At 65.0% G+C, this 18825-nt stretch carries 18 protein-coding genes; 9 read left to right on the top strand and 9 right to left on the bottom strand.

Annotation, left to right across the window (positions count from 1 at the left end):
* The first annotated feature begins 14 nt into the window (after nt 1-14).
* A complete protein-coding gene (locus tag ACYVKQ_RS22165; RefSeq protein ID WP_460677555.1) occupies nt 15-947 on the top strand; it encodes a glycosyltransferase family 2 protein in 933 nt (310 codons plus the stop codon).
* A 142-nt stretch (nt 948-1089) separates the two neighbouring features.
* Here the strand turns inward: ACYVKQ_RS22165 and ACYVKQ_RS22160 are convergent, their stop codons facing one another.
* Nucleotides 1090-2736, bottom strand: coding sequence for a hypothetical protein (locus ACYVKQ_RS22160; RefSeq protein ID WP_460677554.1), 1647 nt, complete (start codon nt 2734-2736; stop codon nt 1090-1092).
* Nucleotides 2737-2801: 65 nt separating this feature from the next.
* On the opposite strand from ACYVKQ_RS22160, the gene ACYVKQ_RS22155 reads away from it, so the two are divergent.
* Nucleotides 2802-4364, top strand: a complete 1563-nt coding sequence (locus ACYVKQ_RS22155) for a hypothetical protein (protein ID WP_460677553.1) — start codon at nt 2802-2804, stop codon at nt 4362-4364.
* A 199-nt stretch (nt 4365-4563) separates the two neighbouring features.
* Nucleotides 4564-5541, top strand: coding sequence for an acyl-ACP desaturase (locus tag ACYVKQ_RS22150; RefSeq protein WP_460677552.1), 978 nt, complete (start codon nt 4564-4566; stop codon nt 5539-5541).
* 138 nt (nt 5542-5679) lie between these two features.
* Here ACYVKQ_RS22150 and ACYVKQ_RS22145 read toward each other — a convergent pair whose 3' ends face one another.
* The 3 genes from ACYVKQ_RS22145 to ACYVKQ_RS22135 form a co-directional block, all read right to left on the bottom strand.
* Entirely contained in the window at nt 5680-6288 is a 609-nt protein-coding gene (locus tag ACYVKQ_RS22145) for a hypothetical protein (protein ID WP_460677551.1), read from the bottom strand.
* Between the two features lie 181 nt (nt 6289-6469).
* Entirely contained in the window at nt 6470-7129 is a 660-nt protein-coding gene (locus tag ACYVKQ_RS22140) for a hypothetical protein (protein WP_460677550.1), read from the bottom strand.
* A gap of 85 nt (nt 7130-7214) precedes the next feature.
* Nucleotides 7215-7496, bottom strand: a complete 282-nt coding sequence (locus ACYVKQ_RS22135) for a DUF427 domain-containing protein (RefSeq protein WP_460677549.1) — start codon at nt 7494-7496, stop codon at nt 7215-7217.
* 144 nt (nt 7497-7640) lie between these two features.
* On the opposite strand from ACYVKQ_RS22135, the gene ACYVKQ_RS22130 reads away from it, so the two are divergent.
* Nucleotides 7641-8744 (top strand): vWA domain-containing protein, encoded by a 1104-nt coding sequence (locus ACYVKQ_RS22130; protein WP_460677548.1) that lies wholly within the window; start codon nt 7641-7643, stop codon nt 8742-8744.
* Nucleotides 8745-8871: 127 nt separating this feature from the next.
* Here ACYVKQ_RS22130 and ACYVKQ_RS22125 read toward each other — a convergent pair whose 3' ends face one another.
* Both ACYVKQ_RS22125 and ACYVKQ_RS22120 read right to left on the bottom strand, forming a co-directional pair.
* On the bottom strand, nt 8872-9846 hold the full coding sequence (locus ACYVKQ_RS22125) for a c-type cytochrome (protein WP_460677547.1): 975 nt from the start codon (nt 9844-9846) through the stop codon (nt 8872-8874).
* A 110-nt stretch (nt 9847-9956) separates the two neighbouring features.
* Nucleotides 9957-10931: a c-type cytochrome gene (locus ACYVKQ_RS22120; protein ID WP_460677546.1), complete on the bottom strand. Its 975-nt coding sequence runs from the start codon at nt 10929-10931 to the stop codon at nt 9957-9959.
* Between the two features lie 398 nt (nt 10932-11329).
* Here ACYVKQ_RS22120 and ACYVKQ_RS22115 point away from each other — a divergent pair, with 398 nt between their 5' ends.
* Nucleotides 11330-12865 (top strand): sigma 54-interacting transcriptional regulator, encoded by a 1536-nt coding sequence (locus ACYVKQ_RS22115; RefSeq protein ID WP_460677545.1) that lies wholly within the window; start codon nt 11330-11332, stop codon nt 12863-12865.
* Nucleotides 12866-13071: 206 nt separating this feature from the next.
* The gene (locus ACYVKQ_RS22110; RefSeq protein WP_460677544.1) at nt 13072-13674 is read left to right on the top strand and encodes a helix-turn-helix domain-containing protein; all 603 of its coding nucleotides are present in this window, start codon (nt 13072-13074) and stop codon (nt 13672-13674) included.
* A gap of 461 nt (nt 13675-14135) precedes the next feature.
* Here ACYVKQ_RS22110 and ACYVKQ_RS22105 read toward each other — a convergent pair whose 3' ends face one another.
* Nucleotides 14136-14912, bottom strand: a complete 777-nt coding sequence (locus ACYVKQ_RS22105; protein WP_460677543.1) for an MbnP family protein — start codon at nt 14910-14912, stop codon at nt 14136-14138.
* 342 nt (nt 14913-15254) lie between these two features.
* Here ACYVKQ_RS22105 and ACYVKQ_RS22100 point away from each other — a divergent pair, with 342 nt between their 5' ends.
* Complete coding sequence (locus ACYVKQ_RS22100; RefSeq protein ID WP_460677542.1) at nt 15255-15437, top strand: hypothetical protein; 183 nt, start codon at nt 15255-15257, stop codon at nt 15435-15437.
* A 216-nt stretch (nt 15438-15653) separates the two neighbouring features.
* Here the strand turns inward: ACYVKQ_RS22100 and ACYVKQ_RS22095 are convergent, their stop codons facing one another.
* Entirely contained in the window at nt 15654-16112 is a 459-nt protein-coding gene (locus ACYVKQ_RS22095; RefSeq protein ID WP_460677541.1) for a peptidylprolyl isomerase, read from the bottom strand.
* Between the two features lie 317 nt (nt 16113-16429).
* On the opposite strand from ACYVKQ_RS22095, the gene ACYVKQ_RS22090 reads away from it, so the two are divergent.
* The gene (locus ACYVKQ_RS22090) at nt 16430-16909 is read left to right on the top strand and encodes a fasciclin domain-containing protein (RefSeq protein ID WP_460677615.1); all 480 of its coding nucleotides are present in this window, start codon (nt 16430-16432) and stop codon (nt 16907-16909) included.
* A 174-nt stretch (nt 16910-17083) separates the two neighbouring features.
* A complete protein-coding gene (locus ACYVKQ_RS22085) occupies nt 17084-17701 on the top strand; it encodes a fasciclin domain-containing protein (protein WP_460677540.1) in 618 nt (205 codons plus the stop codon).
* Nucleotides 17702-17861: 160 nt separating this feature from the next.
* Here ACYVKQ_RS22085 and ACYVKQ_RS22080 read toward each other — a convergent pair whose 3' ends face one another.
* Nucleotides 17862-18758 carry an NAD(P)-dependent oxidoreductase gene (locus ACYVKQ_RS22080; protein ID WP_460677539.1) on the bottom strand — a complete coding sequence of 299 codons (897 nt, stop codon included), beginning with the start codon at nt 18756-18758 and terminating at the stop codon, nt 17862-17864.
* Nucleotides 18759-18825 lie beyond the last annotated feature (67 nt).

Raw genomic sequence — 18825 nt, 5'->3', positions numbered from 1 at the left:
TCACCCCGCCCGTGTTGCCGACATCTTCCGCATCCGATCTGCCGCTCGTGACCATCGTGGCGCTGTGCCACAACCACGCCCGCTTCCTGGAGGCCGCCCTCGACTCAGTAGCTGCCCAGACGTACCCGAACCTGGAGGTATGGCTGGTCGACGACGCCAGCGCGGACGACAGCCCGGCGCGGCTGCGCGCGTACGCCGCCCGCTACCCCGCCTGGCACCTGCTGCTGCTGCCGGCCAACGTGGGCAACTGCCGCGCCTTCAACGAGGCGCTGCGCCGCAGCCGCGGGGAGTTCGTCATCGACTTCGCCACCGACGACGTGCTGCGGCCCGAGCGCGTGGCCCGGCAGGTGGCCTTCATGCAGGCCGAGGGGCCGCGCTGCGGCGTGGCTTACCACGACTGCGACCTGATCGACGAGCAGGGCGGGCACGTGCGCTTCCACTTCCGCCGCGACGCCGCCGGCCGCCCCGCGCACCCGCGCCCCGCCGCCGGCAACGTGTTTGCCGACGTGCTCAGTCGCTACTTTATCAGCACGCCGACCATGATGTTTCGGCGCACGATGCTGGACGAGCTGGGCGGTTACGACGAGACGCTGGCCTACGAGGACTTCGACCTGTGGGTGCGCGCCGCCCGGACCTGGGACTTCGGCTTTCAGGACGAAGTGCTGACCCAAAAGCGCCTGCATCCGCAGTCCATGTCGCGCAAGGCTTACCGCCCCGGCGACCCGTACGTGGCCTCCACCATCCGCATCTGTGAAAAGGCCCTGGTCCTGTGCCGCACCCCGGCCGAGCGGGCCGCGCTGGCCACCCGGCTGCGCTGGGAACTGCGCCAGGCCGTGCGCTTCCGCCGGGGCCCCGAAGCCCGGCAGCTGTACGCGCTGCTCCGCCAAACGGACCAGCTGAAGCCCCTGGACTACGCGATGGGACTGGGAGCGAGGTTGCTGAAATGATGCTTGATGTGGTGTGTGGTAATAATTGTGAATATCAGCAAATTAAATAGTATGCATACTAATGAAAATAGGTCATGGCTTTAGGTCAGCGCCGGGCACTTAGCACGCTCTGGATCAACGAGCGTAGCCCAGCTAGGGCTCCTTAGTTCGAAGGCAATTGGTACAGTTCCACCGGGCCGTCTTTGGCCAGCAGGCGCCGCCGTGGGAACCAGCGCAGCACACTGTCGGCGGAGTAGCGGAGCAGCTGGCGGGTCAGCTCCGGGTTGCTCAGCGTCGCGCGGTTGAGCAGCAGCCACGCCCCTTCGCCGGGCGCGAGCTGCACCGAGTCGCGGGCCCAGTAGCGGCGGAAGCGCAGGCGCGGCGGCACCCGGAAGCCGTAGTAGAAATCGTAGTTGCCGATCAAGTAATCATCGACGAACACCACACCCGGCCGGGGGCCTTGCAGGTGCTGGTTGATGAGGCGCGCCTGCGGAAAATGGGCCGACACGCTGGGCTTGCGCACGAAGTGCAAAGGCCGCACGGCCAGCACCGCCGCCAGGCCCAGCAGCCCCGCGCCGGCGTAGCGGCCGCTGCCCGGCGGCAGCCACCGCTGGGTAAGCGGCAGGCCAAGCCCGGCCAGCACCAGCGCGCCGCCGGCGTACAGCACGGCGGCGCTGCCGCGGTCAAGGGCAGCCAGCACCAGCAGGGCGGCTGCATACAGCCAAAGCCGGCGGCCGGATTGCAGCGCGTCGGCCAGCCCGAAGCCGGCGGCCAGGCACAGCGGCGGCAGCAGCGGCGTGAGCATGCGCGGCACCAGGCTGATGGGGTTGTACTGCGTGAGTGAGGTGCTGCCGAGCCAGTAGAACGCCAGTGTGCTGAAAGCCAGCCCCAGCCAGAACGGCCGGTCGGCGACCTCAGCTGCTGGGGCTGGCGGCCAAGCGCTGCCCACCGCCAGTAGCACCGCCAGCCCCAGGCCCGTGCGCAGCAGAAACTGCGCCGGGCCCAGGGTGAGCCGGTGCAGCAGGGCTGCCCGGCTGCCCAGCAGGTAGTTGCCGTCCTGCAGCACCGCGTTGGTGTGCTCAATTAGGTGCAGGCGGTAGAGCGCGTCGCCGGTCTGCCAGTGGTAGAAGGCCAGGTACACCGTCAGCAGCCCGGCGCCTACGCCCGCGGCCGTCAGCCAGAACCGGCCGTGGCGGCGGTGGCGCGTATCCAGCACCAGCAGGCCCAGGTAAAAGGGCGCGTAGTACACCACCGTTTCCTTGCAAAGCAGGGCCGCGAAGTTCAGCCCGGCAAACGCTGCGCCCCAAGCCAGCGGCCGGGCGCCCGCCTGCCGCCCCCGCCACAGCGCCAGTGCCGCTGCGAAGCAGGCCAGCATGTTCACGTTGTCGGGGTAGAGGTAGGCGGTCAGGTTCAGGCTGAAGTAGTGCAGCCCCAGCAGTGCAAGGGCCCCGCTGGCTGCCACAGGCTGGCGCCGGCCGTACGCGGCCCACAGCAGGAGTAGGCAGCCGAGGGTGGCCAGCAGGGGCCAGAGCGTGGTGCTCCAGATATTGATGCCGAGCAGCGCGTAGAGGCCCGCGACCGGCCCGAAGATCAGCCACCGCTCGTGCAACGGGTCGTGGAGCAGGCGTTGCGGATCGGGCCCGAGGTGAAAGGTGCCCGCGAGCAGCTGCTGGGCGTAGCGGGCGTAGTAGTAATCATCCAGCGCATACAGGCCCTCGTGCGCGCCGACGAAGTACGTCACGGTGATGAGCGTTACCAGCCCCAGCGTGAGGGTGGGCAGCAGACGGAGCAGGCGCGCGGAGGAATTCACAGCGGCGAAATTGGGAAAGAATCCGGCAGCGGCGCGCTGCGGCCGATTGGCTTACTTTGCGGGCTATGAAGCAGGCCCGGCTTGGCTATTGGTTGCGCGTGGTGGGCTTGCCCGTGGGGCTGGTGCTGCTGACGGCCTGGCTGCTCGGCTGCCACTACGAGACCAACGACGATTTCAGCATCACCCTGCTGCTGCGCGGGCGCACGGCGGCCGCGCCGGTCACCAACCTACACCTCTATTTCCACGGCTGGGCCTGGCTGCTGGCGCAACTCTACCAATACTGGCCCGCGGTGCCTTGGTACGGCTTGTTGCTCTACGGCCTGCTCGGGCTGGCGCTGGTGCTGCTCACGGCCGTGCTGGAGGAGCTGCTGCGGCCGCGCACCACCCCGCCGCTGCGGGCGCTGCTGCTGGCCGGCTTTCTGCTGCTGGCCGGGCTGGAGCACGTGCAGTGGTTCAACTACGTGCGGGTGCCGCTGCTGCTGGGCGGGGCTACGGTGCTTTGGATGGCCCAACGCGTCGGAGGGCGTGCGGCCCGCTGGGTGCTGCCGCTGGGCTTGCTACTGTTTGCGGCTGGCTGGGCCATTCGGCCGAGCGCCGCGTGGTTGGGGCTGGTGGCCGTGGCGCCGGCCGCGTGGTGGCTGGGCGGCCGCGGGGCCGGGCGGGTCGTGGCCGGCGCCGCGGCCGTGGCCCTGCTGCTGGGCTTGGCCGTGCAGCTGACCCGCTCGCCCGAAGCCACGCGCTACCGCCGCCTCGACGTTCGCAAGTCAGAAGTGCTGGACTACCGCTGGCAGCTGGCCGCTCCGCGCACCCCGGCCGACAGCCTGGGCGTTTGGCTGGTGGGCGAGTGGATGCTTGGCGACTCCACGGTGGTCAACGAGGCGTTCTTCACTCGCGCCTACCGGTTCAGGCCGCTGCTGGACGTCACGCGGGCGACGGAGACGCTGCGCGGGGTGAGGCAGCTGGCGCGCGACTATTTTGCCCTGCTGCTCATCAACGCGCTGCTGCTCGCCTTAGGCCGGGAACTGCCCACCCCGGCCCGGCGGCAGCAGGGGCTGTACCTGTGGGGCGTTGGCCTGCTGCTGCTGGGGCTGATGGTGGGCCTGAAGCTGCCGCCGCGGCTGGCCGGGCCGCTGCTGACCCTGCTCACCGTGGCCCACGCGGCTGCGCTGTGGCGCCAGCCGCTGCCCCTGCCTGTGCGAGGCCGCACCCTGCACTTGCTGCTGGTCGGGGCTATGGTGGTGCTCTACGCTTTCAAGGTTGGGCACCGGCACCAGCGGCTGGCGGCCGAGGAGCGGTGGCAGCGCGCCGCGCTGGCCGAACTATCGTCCCACCGGACTGGCCCGCTGGTGGGCATCGGGGTGGAAGAACGGTTTAAGTCGTTGTCCCCCTTTCGGCAGTACGTGCCCGCAGCCGGCCCGCCCTGGCTGCTCCTGACCGGCTGGCCCACGCTCGACCCCTCCCAGGCCCGGCTGCGGCAGCAGCTTACCGGCACCCGCGGCCAGGCCGAGGCCCTGCGCCGCCTGCACGGCCGGCCCGGGGTACGCTGGGAAAACGTCTACCTGACGCCCAGCAAGCACGCCCCGCCCGCCGACGCCGACTGGTTCTGGAAGCGTTTGCAGGCGTGGTAATTCTAACGGCGCCGCTGGCTGCGCCGCCGCCCGGTCCGAATAGTTATAATATTCGCTTGGCTGCCGAGCTTTTCATCGGTGAATTCCGTATGAAGAAGTACCGGACCCCTGCCGTAAGCATTCCACCCGGCAATTGCCTACTTTTGGCCTTTCCTCGACTGCTCCGTTCTTCCTCCATCACCATTTTCCTTCAGCCCGCATGATTGCTACGATGACTTCCCGCGGGGAAGTACTACAGCACCTTGAAGTCTTTTTGCGCGAGAACATGGGTTCTTTTCTCAAAAAGGTCGACGAGAGCTGGCAGCCCTCAGACTTCCTGCCCGATTCGCGCCTCGATAACTTCTTCGACGAAGTGAAGGCCCTGCGCGAGCGGGCCAAAGAGCTGAGCTACGACCTGCTGGCCGTGCTCATTGGCGACACCATCACGGAGGAAGCCCTGCCGAACTACGAAGCCTGGTTTCACCAACTTGATAACCTGAACCGCGACCCGGACAACGGCTGGGCCCAGTGGATCCGGGGGTGGACGGCCGAGGAGAACCGCCACGGCGACCTGCTCAACCGGTACCTCTACCTCTGCGGCCGCGTGAACATGCGCGAGTTTGAGGTCAGCACCCAGTACCTCATTGCCGACGGCTTTGATCTGGGCACTGCCCACGACCCGTACCGCGCGTTTGTGTACACTTCGTACCAGGAAGCGGCCACCAACCTCTCGCACCGCCGCGTGGGCACGCTGGCCCGCAAAGCCGGCGACGGCGCCCTCTCCAAGCTCTGCGGCATGATTGCCGGCGACGAAGCCCGTCATGCCCGCGTGTACCAGACCTTCGTGGAGAAAATCTTCGAAGTCGACCCGTCGGAAATGATGCTGGCCTTCGAGGACATGATGCGCAAGAAAATCGTGATGCCCGCGCACTACATGCGCGAGCTGGGCGTGGAGATGGGCAAGACCTTCGGCCACTTCACCGATGCGGCGCAGCGCCTGGGCGTGTACACCAGCCAGGACTACACCGACATCCTGGAAAGCCTCATCAACACCTGGAAAATCGACCAGATTACCGGCCTCAACGGCCAGGCCGAGAAAGCCCGGGAGTACATCATGGCCCTGCCCAACCGCCTGCGCCGCGTAGCCGACCGCATGCCGGTGCCCAAGCTGGAGTACAAGTTCAAGTGGATTGACTAAGCGCTGAACGGCTGCTTTGAACGGCCACACCTCACCGCGCCAACACACAACGGCCGAGCCCCGCCAGGGCTCGGCCGTTGTGTTTGAAAGATAGCGGCGGCGGGCCTGACAGCACCTGGCCCCCGCCGGTGGGGCCGGTTAGGAGGCGTCGCGGTGGCCCACCACGGTCAGCAGGCCCTCTTTCTTGGGCATTTCGTACTCCACGGTACGGGTCCCACCCGAGGGCGAACTATTGGGGTCATCGGGGCGGTAGATGGGGAAGGTGCGGATGATGCGGCGCCCATCGACGCGGAAAGAGTCGTGGCCGAGGTAACCCTCAGCGGCGGCTCCTTCCAGGGCCGGCAAGGCCAGGGGGCGACGGCCGCGGCTCAAGAACTCGTAGCCCAGCAGGCGGCCGTAGGAGCCGCTGCCGGCATCGGCCACAAACACGAGCAACTCGGGGTATTCGTCGTTGTTCAGGTTGGTGACCACCGCGTCGAGCACCGTGCCGTCGAGGTTGTCGGTCATCGAGGCCAGTTCCCGCCCCAGGCGCTCGGCCCGCCAAATCAGCTGGCGCTGGCTGCCGGTGCCTACGGTTTGCACGGCGAAGCTGTAGTCGCCGCGCTGCAGGTCTTTCTGGTAGCTCACCGTATTAGCGGGGTTGGTGGCCGTCGACACGGGAGCTGCGCTTTCGGTGGCGCTCCGCTGCGAGTCACAGCCGGCCAGCAGCACGGCGGCTAAGTAGAGGTAAAAACGTGTTGTGGTCATGGGCAGTAGCAAGAAACCCGGGGGCAACGCAACCCGGCCGGGGGGGACAACCAGGAGCTTTCACAAACGACCCGGAAACAGCCAGGTTGCGCAGCAACGTCATGGGCCAGGCCGGGTGGCAACAACAAAGCCCGCCGGGGGAGGCAGGCTTTGTAAGCAAATCAGGCAGTAGGTCGTTGGCTTAGGGCTTGGGCGGTGTGCCGGAGGCCGGCGTCGTGCTGCTGGCCGGCTGGGTCATCGGCATCAGCATACCGTCCGAGTTCAGCGTGTATTCCACCGAGCGCGACTGGCCGGTAGCCGTGGCGCTGGCATCGGTGCCGCTGTACACGGGGAAAGTGCGCACAAGGCGGTTGCCGCGCACTTCGTACTTGTCTTCGCCCTTGTAGCCGGCAGCCAGGTCGTTGCTCAGCTTGGGTACGGCCTGAATCGGGCGGAAAGATTTGTCGACGAATTCGTAGGCTTCGACGCCGCCCATGCCCATGGAGCCGCCGCTGGTAAACACGTACAGCTCGGGGCTGCCGTTGCCGTTCAGATCGCCCATCACGGCATCGGTCACGTTGCCCTTCACGTTCAAGCGTACCGGATCAGTAACCAGTGCATCGCCGCGGCGGGTTTTGATGGTCAGCTGCTGGCCGTTTTCGAGTGTGTTCGATTGAATCTGGAAGCGGTACTCGCCTTGGGTCAAGTCACGGGAAAAGGCTACGTCGCCGGGGGTGGTAACGGTGGTTTCTACCGTGGCCGTGCCCGAAGAGGTGTCAGTGGCGGTGCGGGCCGAGTCGCAGCTGGCGAGCAGCAGGAGCGAAGCGGCTCCCAGTTGCCATACCGAGGTGAAAGGTTTCATGGGGGTATGAAAAGGAAGTGGAGAGAAGGTCAGTATTACCGATTCCCTATACTAACGCCTTCCGTACCCCTGGGGTTACACATTGCTACGGAACCACCTGCACGCCTTTCCAGAAAGCCACCCGCCCGCGGATGGTTTCGGCCGCCGGTTTCGGCTCGGGGTAATACCACGCGGCATCCTTGTTGAGCTGGCCGTTCACGCGCACTGAATAGTAGCTGGCACGGCCCTTCCACGGGCAGGTGGTGCCCGCAATGCTGTCCTCGAAGTATTCCCGTCGCAGCGAATCGGCCGGGAAATAGTGGTTGTTCTCGACGACCACCGTGTCGTTGCTTTCCGCCAGCACGGCGTTGTTCCAGATGGCTTTCATGGGCAGAAGTTTCTGATGGCTTATTTCTGGTTGCTGGAAGTAAGCCGCAAAACCCTTTTTTGATGTAGCTGCGCCAGCAATGAACCAGTAACGAGAAACCAGAAACCGGCAACTCCTGTTTTAGGGGTCCATTCCTCCTGATCTATGGCTGTTGGCTTCCGCTTCCGCGATTACGTGCCCGAAGAGTCTCCTGAGAAAGGCTTCGACACGCTTTTTAAACTATTCATGCAGCTGGTCACCATCACGTCGGGCGACGTGGCGGAGGCCCTGTCCTGGCTCAACGAGCTGGACAAGCAGTACGGCCTGACCGACGACGAGTACGGCATGGGCGACTTCATCGAGGACCTGAAGAAAAAGGGCTACATCGACGAAAACGAGCAGCAACTCGGCGAACTGAAGATTACGGCCAAGTCGGAGCAACTGATCCGCAAATCGGCGCTGGAAGAAATCTTCGGCAAGCTCAAGCGCGGCACCCAGGGCAACCACCGCACCCCGCACGCCGGGCAAGGCGACGAGCTGACCACCGACCTGCGCGACTACCAGTTCGGCGACACCATCGAGCAGATCGAAATGACCGAGAGCCTGCGCAACGCTCAACTCAACCACGGTCTCGACGGCAACTACCTGCTCACCGAGGGCGACCTGGAAGTGCGCGACACCGAGCATAAGACGCAGACCTCGACGGTGCTGATGATTGACATTTCGCACTCCATGATTCTCTACGGCGAGGACCGCATCACGCCGGCCAAGAAAGTGGCCATGGCCCTGGCCGAGCTGGTGAAGCAGAAGTACCCCAAAGACTTTCTCGACATCATCGTGTTCGGCAACGACGCCTGGCAGATCGAGGTGAAGGATTTGCCCTACCTGCAAGTGGGGCCCTACCACACCAACACGGTAGCTGGGCTGGAGCTGGCCATGGATCTGCTACGCAAGCGCAAGACGGCCAACAAGCAGATCTTCATGATTACCGACGGCAAGCCGACCTGCCTCAAGGAGCCTGGCGGCTACTACAAAAACTCGTTCGGCCTCGACCGCAAAGTGGTCAACAAGACCCTGAACCTCGCCGCCGCCGCCCGCCGCCTGAAAATTCCCATCACCACCTTTATGATTGCCTCCGACCCGTACCTGCAGCAGTTCGTGCGCGAGTTCACCGAAACGAACCAGGGCAAGGCCTACTACAGCTCCCTGAAGGGCCTGGGCGGGCTGATTTTTGAGGATTACAAGCGCAACCGCCGCAAGTCGCTCTAGCACTGTGCAGCGCGGACCGAATCGAAGGAAAGCTTAGATAAGTCATTGTTTACCAGTATGTAGCACAAAAAAACGGCCGCCCCCGACTGGGGCGGCCGTTTTTCATTGCCGGGCCTCTGGTTTTTCCCTAACGCGTAGCCACGGCGGCGGCGCCGTCTTCGGGCGTCGCATGCTTTAATACGGGAACGGTGCGCAGGTAGGCGTAAATGGCCTTGGCTTCGCTCTCCTCCATGAGGGTAAATTTGGGCATGGGCAGGCTCAGCGGCCCGTGGGGCGACTGGCCGAAGCGCACTGCCTGCACGAACTGGGCTTCCGTCCAGTCGCCGATGCCGGTTTCGGGGTCGGGCGTCAGGTTGCGGCTCACGATGGCCTTGCCGTTCGGGGTCATAAACGTGTTGCCGCCGCCCATGTACCCGCCGGATTTTTCCGGCTCTTGGGCGTTGTTGGTTTTGAAGTCCTTGCTGTGGCAGTCGTAGCACATGTAGCGGCCCACCACCAGGTAGCGGCCGTAGGCCACGGCATCGGTTTGGGCGGGCGCCACCACCGCTTTGGTGGGCATGGGCTGGGGTTTCATCACGGTGTTGGCCAGTGTCTTGGCCAAGAACGACGGCTCCTGCGTGTGGGAGGGAGTCGGGTTGGGCTGCACCTGCGCGTCGTTGGAGTGCAGGTAAGCAATGACGCTGTGCACGTCTTCGTCGGACATGTGCACGAAGTTGGGCATCACGATGCGGTAGCGCCCGTCGCGCCCGATGCCGGTGCGCAGCAGGCCCACCAATTCCTCGTCGGTCCAGGTGCCGATGCCGTGCTGCTTGTCCTGCGTGATGTTGGCCGAGTACAGTTTGCCGAACTCGGGGGGCAATTCGTCCATACGCTTGCCCGTCAGCGCGCCGGTGCTGCGGTCCAGGTGGCAATCGGCGCACATGGCATTGACGATGCGCTGCCCGTGGGCAATGCGCGCCGGCGTGGCCACGATCTTTTGCGTGGCCACCTGCGGCTTGTCGTAGCTGGGAATGCCGCGGACCTGGATGGCGGTAGCGGCCACGACTCCCAGGAAGATTATCCCGGCCACGAGCAGGCCCAGGATGCGAAATACTTTTTTCATAGCGTCAGGAAGGCAATAGGGAGGCGGAAGAGAGTGGGACAAAAGTATGGTAAACTTGTACCCAAGTCACTCGCATGATCATGTGAGGACCTCAACCGTGCCCCTGGCAGCTAGCGCGCCGCCACGGCCGCCGGCCCGTCCTCGGGAGTGGCTTTGCGGATAATGGGCACCGTGCGCAGGTAGGCGTAGATGGCGCGGGCCTCCTCGTCGGTCACCAGCGAATACTTAGGCATGGGGTAGCGCAGGGGCCCATTGGGGGAGCGGCCGTACTTCATGGCCTGGGTAAACTGGTCGGGCGTCCAGTCGCCGATGCCGGTTTCGGGGTCGGGCGTCAGATTGCGGCTCACGATGTCGTGGCCGGCCGCGTCCTGGAGCACCGAGCCCCCGCCCAGGTAGCCGGAGGAGTGCTCGGGGGTTTGATCGTCGGTTTTCAGGATGTCGCCGGAGTGGCAGTCGTAGCACTTGTAGCGGGAGGTGACGAGGTAACGGCCGAAGGCGACGGCGTCGGTGGGGCTCGGCTGCAGAATGGGGCGGGCGGGCAAGGCCGCGGGCTTGATGATGGTATTGGCCAGCACCTTCCCGAAAAAGCTGGGCTCCTGCGCGTGCGAGGCCACGGCCGCCGGCTGCACCACCGCGTCGGCGGAGCGCAGGAAGGCCACAATGCTCAGCACGTCCTCGTCGGAGAGGCGGGCGAAGTTGGGCATCACCGAGCGAATGCGCCCGTCGGGGCCCAGCCCGGTGCGGATCAGGGCCACCAGCTGGGCGTCGGTCCAGGCGCCTATGCCGTGCTGCCTATCCTGGGTGATGTTGGCCGAGTAAAACTTCCCGAACTGGGCCGGGATATCCTTCAGCAGCTGCCCGCTCAACCGGCCGGTCTGCTTGTCGAGGTGGCAGGAGGCACAGACGCTCATGGCCAGGCGCCGGCCGTGTTCCAGGCGGGCCGGGGTGTAGGCGACAGGGGCTAACCGGAGCTGGGGTGGGTCGTAGCTGGGAATGCCGCGCACCTGCACAAACGTGGCCGCGCAGGCGACAAGGAAAATGACGCCGGCCACCGCGAAGCCGACGATTCGGAGGATTTTTTTCATAGCTGAAAAGGGGATGGTTGGAAGCGGAGCGAGCCGCAAAAGTATCCGCCGCAGCTACGCCTGTCAGTCGCATAATCATGTGTAAGCCAGGGCCGATGAGGCAAGTAATTCGGCCGTGTCGTCCTGAGTCCCGGCTCACCACCTGTCATCCTGCAGCTGCCGTACGCGCAGCGAAGGACCTTCTCCGGTTTGATGGTAATCTATCCAGCGTGATAAGGTCCTGCGCTTTGCTCAGGATGACAGCTCCCTCCCGTGACGGCCCTCCTCCATAACCACTCCCTTTTCGGAAGCCGGTTTCTCAAACCGCGCCGGTCCGCGCCACCGGCCCCGACGAACCTCCGCCCCGGTTTCGCTGTTTAACGGGCCGGGACCTGTCTCCCGCTCCCTATCTGCCCCTGATGAACCACCAGCAAATCACCACCCTCGGCCAGCTCAAGGCCGCGGGCTACCGGTCGCGCTCCGTGAAGGAAGAGCTGCGCGACAACCTTATCCAGAAATTACAACGCCGCGAAAACGCCTTTCCCGGCATCCACGGCTACGACGAGACGGTGATTCCCGACCTGCAGCGGGCCATCCTCTCCATGCACCACATCAACCTGCTGGGTTTGCGCGGGCAGGCCAAGACGCGCATTGCCCGCCAGCTGGTGGGCCTGCTCGACGAGTACATTCCCGTGGTGCAGGGCTCCGAGCTGAACGACGACCCCCTGCTGCCGCTCTCGCGCTACGCCGTAGACCTGCTGGCCGACAAGGGCGACGATACGCCCATCAGCTGGCTGCACCGCGACGAGCGCTACACCGAGAAGCTGGCCACCCCCGACGTATCGGTGGCCGACCTGATCGGCGACGCCGACCCCATCAAGGCGGCCACCTTGAAGCTGCCGTACTCCGATGAGCGCGTGATTCACTTCGGCCTGATTCCGCGCGCCCACCGCGGCATCTTCGTTATCAACGAATTGCCCGACTTGCAGGCGCGCATTCAGGTGGCCCTCTTCAACATCCTGCAGGAAGGCGACATCCAGATCCGCGGCTTCAAGGTGCGCCTGCCGCTCGACATCCAGTTCGTCTTCACCGCCAACCCCGAGGACTACACCAACCGCGGCTCCATCGTGACGCCGCTCAAGGACCGCATCGACGCGCAGATCATCACGCACTACCCCAAGACGCTGGAAATCGGCAAACGCATCACCCGCCAGGAAGCCCGCCTGACGGAGCAGCAGCGCCAGCTGGTGACCGGCAACGAAGTCGTGCACGATTTGGTGGAGCAGGTGGCCATCGAGGCCCGCGGCTCGGAGTACGTCGACGCCAAATCGGGCGTGTCGGCCCGCCTCACCATCTCGGCCTACGAGCAAGTCATTGCCGCTGCCGAGCGCCGCGCCCTGATTAATGGCGAGACGAGCACCCGCGTGCGCGTGGCCGATTTCATGGCCGCCGTGCCCGCCATCACCGGCAAGGTGGAGCTGGTGTATGAGGGCGAGCAGGAGGGAGCCGGCATCGTGGCCGAGAAGCTCATGGGCAAGGCCCTGCGCACCCAGTTTCTGCAGTACTTCCCCGACCCCGAAAAGGCCAAGAAGCAGAAGGACAAGCCCAATCCCTACAAGCCCGTGCAGGATTGGTTCGGGAGCCACACCGTGGACGTGCTCCACGACGCCCCCGAAACCGACTACCGCGCCGCCCTGGAAGCCATTCCCGGCCTGCGCGACCTGGTGAAGGGCAGCGTGCCGGCCGAGATGTTCGTCGAAGACCCGCTGTTCTGGCAGGAGTTTGCCCTGCACGGCATGGCCGAGATGAGCCTGATTTCGCGCAACCGCCTCACCGGCGGCACCCAGTTCAAGGACCTGTTCTCCTCCATGTTTACCATGCCCAACTTCGGCGGCGACGACGACGACGACGAGGACGACGAGTACCTCTCGTCGAAGAAGCGCAAGCGACGTTAAGGCGCTGCCGCCCCGCTGCCTACCCAGCAAAAAGCCCCGCGTACCGGCCGGTACGCGGGGCTTTTTGCTGGGTAGGCCGGTACGCGCCACCTTAAAGGCGCTTGTCAACAATAAACGCTTGAATTTTTAATTGTTTACAACTGTTGTCTATAATTTCTCGTTAATTGAATAATTGTTGACACATCATCTGAACAGGTTTCGCAAGCATGGCCCGTCCTTCCCGTCGTTCCGATTCCTTTGTTGCGGCTGTACGCCGGTATTTTGGCCTCACCCTTGAAGAGCTTGGACACTACCTGGGCGTGGGCAAGTCGCTGCTTTCGCACCTGGAGGCGGGCCGCCGCCAGCCGTCCTCCACCGTGCTGCTGCGCCTGCTGCCGCTGCTGGAGCAGCTGCCGGCCGAAGCCCACGCTCCGGCCGCGTCGGCTCCGCCGGTAGCCCCGCCCGAGCCCCCGCCAGCCATTGCGCCCGAGGCGGGGCCGCTGCTCGCCCGCATCGACGAGTGTCGGCACAGCGCGGCCCAGGTGCGGCGCGAGCTGGGCGCCCTGCAGGATTCCTTGCGCGTGGCCCGGCGCTGGCAGCAGGCCTTGCCCGCCCTGTTGGCGGCCCCGCCCGCCCTGCCCACCGCCGAGGAAGCCGTGCACCACGCCCGCGCCCGGCGCTGGCTGGTGCGGCGTGCCGAGGATGCCACGCAGGTGCTCAGCGGCGCCCAGTACACGGTCCGCTACCACTTGCTCACGGCCCGCGCCGAAGCCCTGGAAGCTGAGGCTGCCGCGCTGGCCCGCTGGCTGCCCGCCGCTGACGAGCGGTAAACCGGCTGCGGAAATATTTACAGGCTACCGGAATTGCCTTATTGACAGGGATACTATAGTTCTCGCATCAGTTTTCCCACTTTTTAACCATTCTGTTACGCGTATGCCCATTGATGTAACCCTGCTCACCACCCGCGCCGAGTGCGAACAAGTGCTGGCCAACTAAGAAGCCGAGCTGGACGGCTACCAGAACCGTACTTCCAACCTGGAATTCGCCGACCGCGCCGGGACCGACAAGGCCGGCGCCTTGGCCGTGGTCAACGCCGAAATTGCGTCGCTGAACGCCTCGCTGGCGGTGGCCGACCTACCGGTTTCTTACCGCGACCGGCGAAAGAGCAAGCTGCGCCGCGCCACCAACCTTATTCCCTCGATCCGACACCCCCTATTGCAACGCCAAAGGCCGCTTTGCGCAAGCAGAGCGGCCTTTTTTACGTGGCGTCGGTAGCGCCGGCTGCGCGCCGTTAGCGCACGTGCTCCACGCGGAACAGGCCGGTGGCGTAGTTGTCAGCCAGCAGCTTGGCGTTGGGGCCGCCCATTACGTTGGAGAGCGTGCGGAAATCGACGGTGCGGGCCGCGGTCGGGCCGTTGAACATGCTGAGCACATCCACCTTCAGGTGCACTTGCGGGGCCCGGCCGGCCCGCACCGCCAGCACGGTGTTGGCGGGCAGGGCCGGGGCCACGGTACGGATGGTGTTGTTCGGCCACCGGAACCCGCCGACGTGGAACACCAAGCTGCCGTTGCCGGGAGCCTGCGGCGAGGTTCCCTCCAGCTTGGTGTACACGTAGCCCGTGTTCCAGGTCCAGAACATGTCATTGAGCGGATCCAGCGCCCCGGTCTGCGCGCCGGCCACGTTGCGGGCGCTGTCGACGCCGATGGTAAAGGTGAGCTTGCGGTAGTCGCCGGCTGGAATGCCGGTGAGCGTGAGTTTTTTCGAGGCCGGGGAGTTTTCCTTGATCAGGTGGTAGCTCTCCGGCTCGGCCCACTCCGTGCCGTCGGCTTGGGTGAGCCTGATGTTGGAAATGTAGTAGTTGAAGGTGGTGACCGTGAACGGGTTGCCGGCGCCGTTGGTGTACGTGTCGGTGTTCAGTACCAGCGGCCGGCTCCCGACGACATGGTCGAATTGCAGGGCCAGTTCGCCTTGGGCGGCGGGGTCTTTTTTCTTGGAGCCGCAGGCCGTAAACGTCAGCGACGAAGCCACAGCGGCGCCCAGCAACAGGGCAGAGGAAAGCAGGTTCATGGGATTCAGCGGCAGGGTAAACCGGACAGGCAGGGCTGAGCGCCGGCCCGGAGGCCGGCTCCGGTAGCCCCGGTCCCATCCGGAAAGTGACAACGCGGTGAGCCGGCCCAAGCGCGTAGCCAGCAGCTAAGTAAAGGTAGGCGCTGCCGGCAAATTGGAGGAGGCAACTAGGCAACCGAAAGGGAAAACGCCTTTTACCCAGCCCGCCGCGCCGTTGGCATAGCCGCGGCATCCTTTGGGCGAAACCTTGAGCCAACTAGGAACGCGCTGGCGCACCTTTGTCTTGTTCTCAGGGCGCAACGCCACCGGAACCACTTCTCTCAGCCTTTGTCAGCCCCGGTTATGCCCGCTTCGCTACTCGCCCGCTTCGCTTCCCTTCTTCTCGTTGTGGCCCTGCTGCTGCCCAGCCTGGGGGCGATGGCCACTGCCGATCCGGTGCGGCCGCGCTTCAACAAAAACGGGGTGAAGCGCCCGGTATACAAAACTTACAAGCCCGGCCACCGCTGGCTGTTTAGCCAGCGGTAGCCCCGAAATTCCAGTGTTAGCGGGCGTAAAGGTTGGAATGGTTGCGGTCCGCTATTAAGTCACTCTTTTGAGGCAACTGGTGAAAGAGCCCTCCGCGTCGTGCCGACGGGAGGGCCTTTTTGTTTTCCGGCCGGCGCGTTGGGCGGCCGCCACAAGCAAACGCCCGGGACCTGCGCAGGTCCCGGGCGTTTGCTTGTGGCGGCCGTAACCCGAGGGCTACGCTTCCTTCACCACGATTTTATCGATGGTGTCGTTGGCTTTGATCTGGTCAATCACGTCCAGGCCTTCCACCACTTTGCCAAACACGGTGTGGTTGCGGTCGAGGTGGGCGGTGTTGTCGCGCGAGTGGCAGATAAAGAACTGCGAACCGCCCGTGTTGCGGCCGGCGTGGGCCATCGAGAGCACGCCGCGGTCGTGGTACTGGTTGTCGCCGGTCAGCTCGCAGGGAATCTTGTAGCCGGGGCCGCCGGTGCCGGGCGTGCCCTTGGCACCGTCGCGCGAGTTCGGGCAGCCACCCTGGATGACGAAGTTCGGGATGACGCGGTGAAATTTCAGCCCGTCGTAAAAGCCCTGCTGGGCCAGGTCGGTGAAGTTCTTGACGGTGCCCGGAGCATCTTGCTCGAAGAACTCGACTTTCATCACGCCCTTGTTGGTGTGGATTTCGGCAGTTTTCATGGAAGGAGTACGAAACGGATGGGAAGGAAGGGGGAATGCCCCCAAAGCGGGTGCAAAAGTAGCTTATTACGGGAGCTTCGGAATCCGGGGTACAGTTGAGTTTCGTATGATCCTGCGGCTTTGCGACATACCGCCGCCGGCCACGCTCCACACCTTCCCTTTTCCAAACTCTTACGCACATGAAAAAGCAATTCACCGTCGGTGCCCTGGCTTTACTGGCCGTAGCGGCCACGCTCAGCAGCTGCGGCGACAACAAAGCCACGGAAACGACCGACGTGACGACCACCGAAACGACTACGGCCACGGCCGAGGCACCGATGGATTCGGCCGGTGCCGCAGCCGGCAATGGCGTGATGGTGGGCGGCGCCATGATGACGCCCGACAAGGATATCGTCGACAACGCCGTGAACTCCACGGACCACACCACGCTGGTGGCGGCCGTGAAAGCGGCTGGCCTGGTTGAGACGCTCAAGGGCACCGGTCCGTTCACCGTGTTTGCCCCGGCCAACGACGCTTTCACCGCCCTGCCGGCGGGCACCGTCGACGGTTTGCTCAAGCCCGAAAACAAAGCCAAGCTCACCAGCGTGCTGACCTACCACGTAGTGCCCGGCGCCCTCAAAGCCGCCGACCTGCAGGACGGGCAGGAGCTGACCACCGTGCAGGGGGAAAAGCTGAAAGTGTCCATGCAAGGCGGTAAGGTCATGGTGGGCGGCGCCACGGTGACCATTCCGGACGTGGTATCGAGCAACGGCGTGACCCACGTGGTCGACAAAGTGCTGCTGCCCGCCAAGATGTAAGCAGATTAGCCCCCCGCAGGGCTACTGCCGAGGCCCGGTCTGCCCGCAGACCGGGCTTTTTTGCGCGTCTTTCGCGGCGCCGATTCTGGGAGGCGCGGCCGAAAGCAGCGGCGGCCGCCCCAACCTTGCCCGCCGGGCTTGCGTCTGGTAGCTTTACTACCTAATCCGTACCCCATGCACTACCGTCTGAGGCCTTTGCTGGCCCTGCTGCCGCTGCTGGCCGCCTGCAACTCGCAGCCCGCCGAAACCGAAACCTCCGCCGAAGCCGGCGCTACCGTCGTCGACTCCGTGGCCTACGACCCGGACGCCAGCTCCGATTCCCTGCGCATGGGCAAGAGCGGCGGGGTGCAAGTGGGCAGCGCCACCCTGACGCCCGACCGCACGCTGGCCGACAACGTGGCCGCCGCGCCCGATCTGAGCCGGCTGCTGCAGGCCGCCCGGCAGACGGAGTTGGCCGGCAATCTGGGCGGGGAGGGGCCCTATACCATTTTCGCACCCTCCAACGCGGCCTTCAACAATCTGCCCTACGGAGCCATGGCCGGCTTGCTCAAGCCCGAAAGCAAGGACAAGCTCACCGGTCTGCTTGGCTACCACGTCATCCAGAGCCGCTTGCTGGCCCTGGACCTGCGCGACGGGCAGCAGCTGACCACCATGGAGGGGCACAAAGTCACCATCGGCGTGCAGGGCACACAAATCACGGTGAACGGCGCGAACGTGACGACCCCCGACGTGGTATCCAAAAACGGCGTGCTGCACGTTATCGACAAGGTACTGCTTCCCCCCAACGACTAGCCAAGCTCCGTAATCCGGTAGGTGGCGGAACCAACCAAACCCGCGCCAACGCTGACCATCGGTACTCCGCGCCGCCCTTGCACCCGTACGGGACAGGGGCGGCGCGGAGGCATTTCAGCGCAGCAGGTGGAGTGGGCCGTGTGGGCAGCTGATGGAGGCCTCAACGATGGGGCAGGCCGGCCCCTTCCGAGATGCGGCGGGCAAAGGACGTCCAGTCTTCGTCGACGCTGGCGTGACGCGCGACGGTGGCGGTCAGGTGGTCCAGGATGATGTGAGCCACCGGCATGGGCACCTCTTTGGCCCGGGCTTCCGACAGCGTGAGCAGCAGGTCTTTTTGCAGCAGGAAGGGGGTAGAGCCGGCGGGTTGGTAGTCCTGGTCGGCTATCATGCGGCCGTAAGTGCGGTAGGCCGGGCCGGTGAAGAGCGTGTGGGTCATGATGTCGTAGATCCGCTGCCGCGGCACACCGCTTTTCTCCGCCAGCGTAAAGGCTTCTGCCATGGCTTCGATGGCCGCCCCCAGCATAAAATTGCCGCACAGCTTCACCACGTTGGCCGCCCCTACTTCTTCGCCTACGTCGAACGACCCCTGGCTAAGGCTGGGCAGCAGGGGCAGCAGCAGGGCCTTAGCTGCGGCCGGACCCGAGAGGCACACCCACAGCTGCCCGTTGGCTGCCACGATGGGCCGGCCGAAAACCGGCGCCGCTACCAGGGCCGAACCGTGCTCCTCGTGGGCCCGCGCCAGCTCCGCATTGGTGCCCGGCGCCACGGTACTGCACGAAGCGTGCACGGCCCCCGGCGGCAGCGCCTCCAGAAACCCCTCCGGGCCGGTAGTCAGCTCCCGCAGCACCTCGTCGTCGGTGACCATGGTGAACACCACCTGGGCCTGGCGTACGGCGTCGGCGGGCGTATCGGCCACGCGGGCCCCATGGGCGTGCAGCCGCTCCGTCTTGCCCGGCGTGCGGTTGTACACGACGAGGGAATGGCCGGCCAGCTGCAGGTTGGTGGCCATGGCCTGGCCCATGTGGCCCAGGCCCAGGAAGGCGATGTTGTATTTCATGCGAACAACGGGGAACCGGGAGGAACTGGCGGCTCTGGTGTATTCGCAGGCTATGCGGCGCGGGTTG

The sequence above is a fragment of the Hymenobacter coalescens genome, assembly GCF_054783195.1.
Note: the sequence above shows the minus strand (reverse complement) of the source record. Positions and strands in the feature narration are given on the sequence as shown.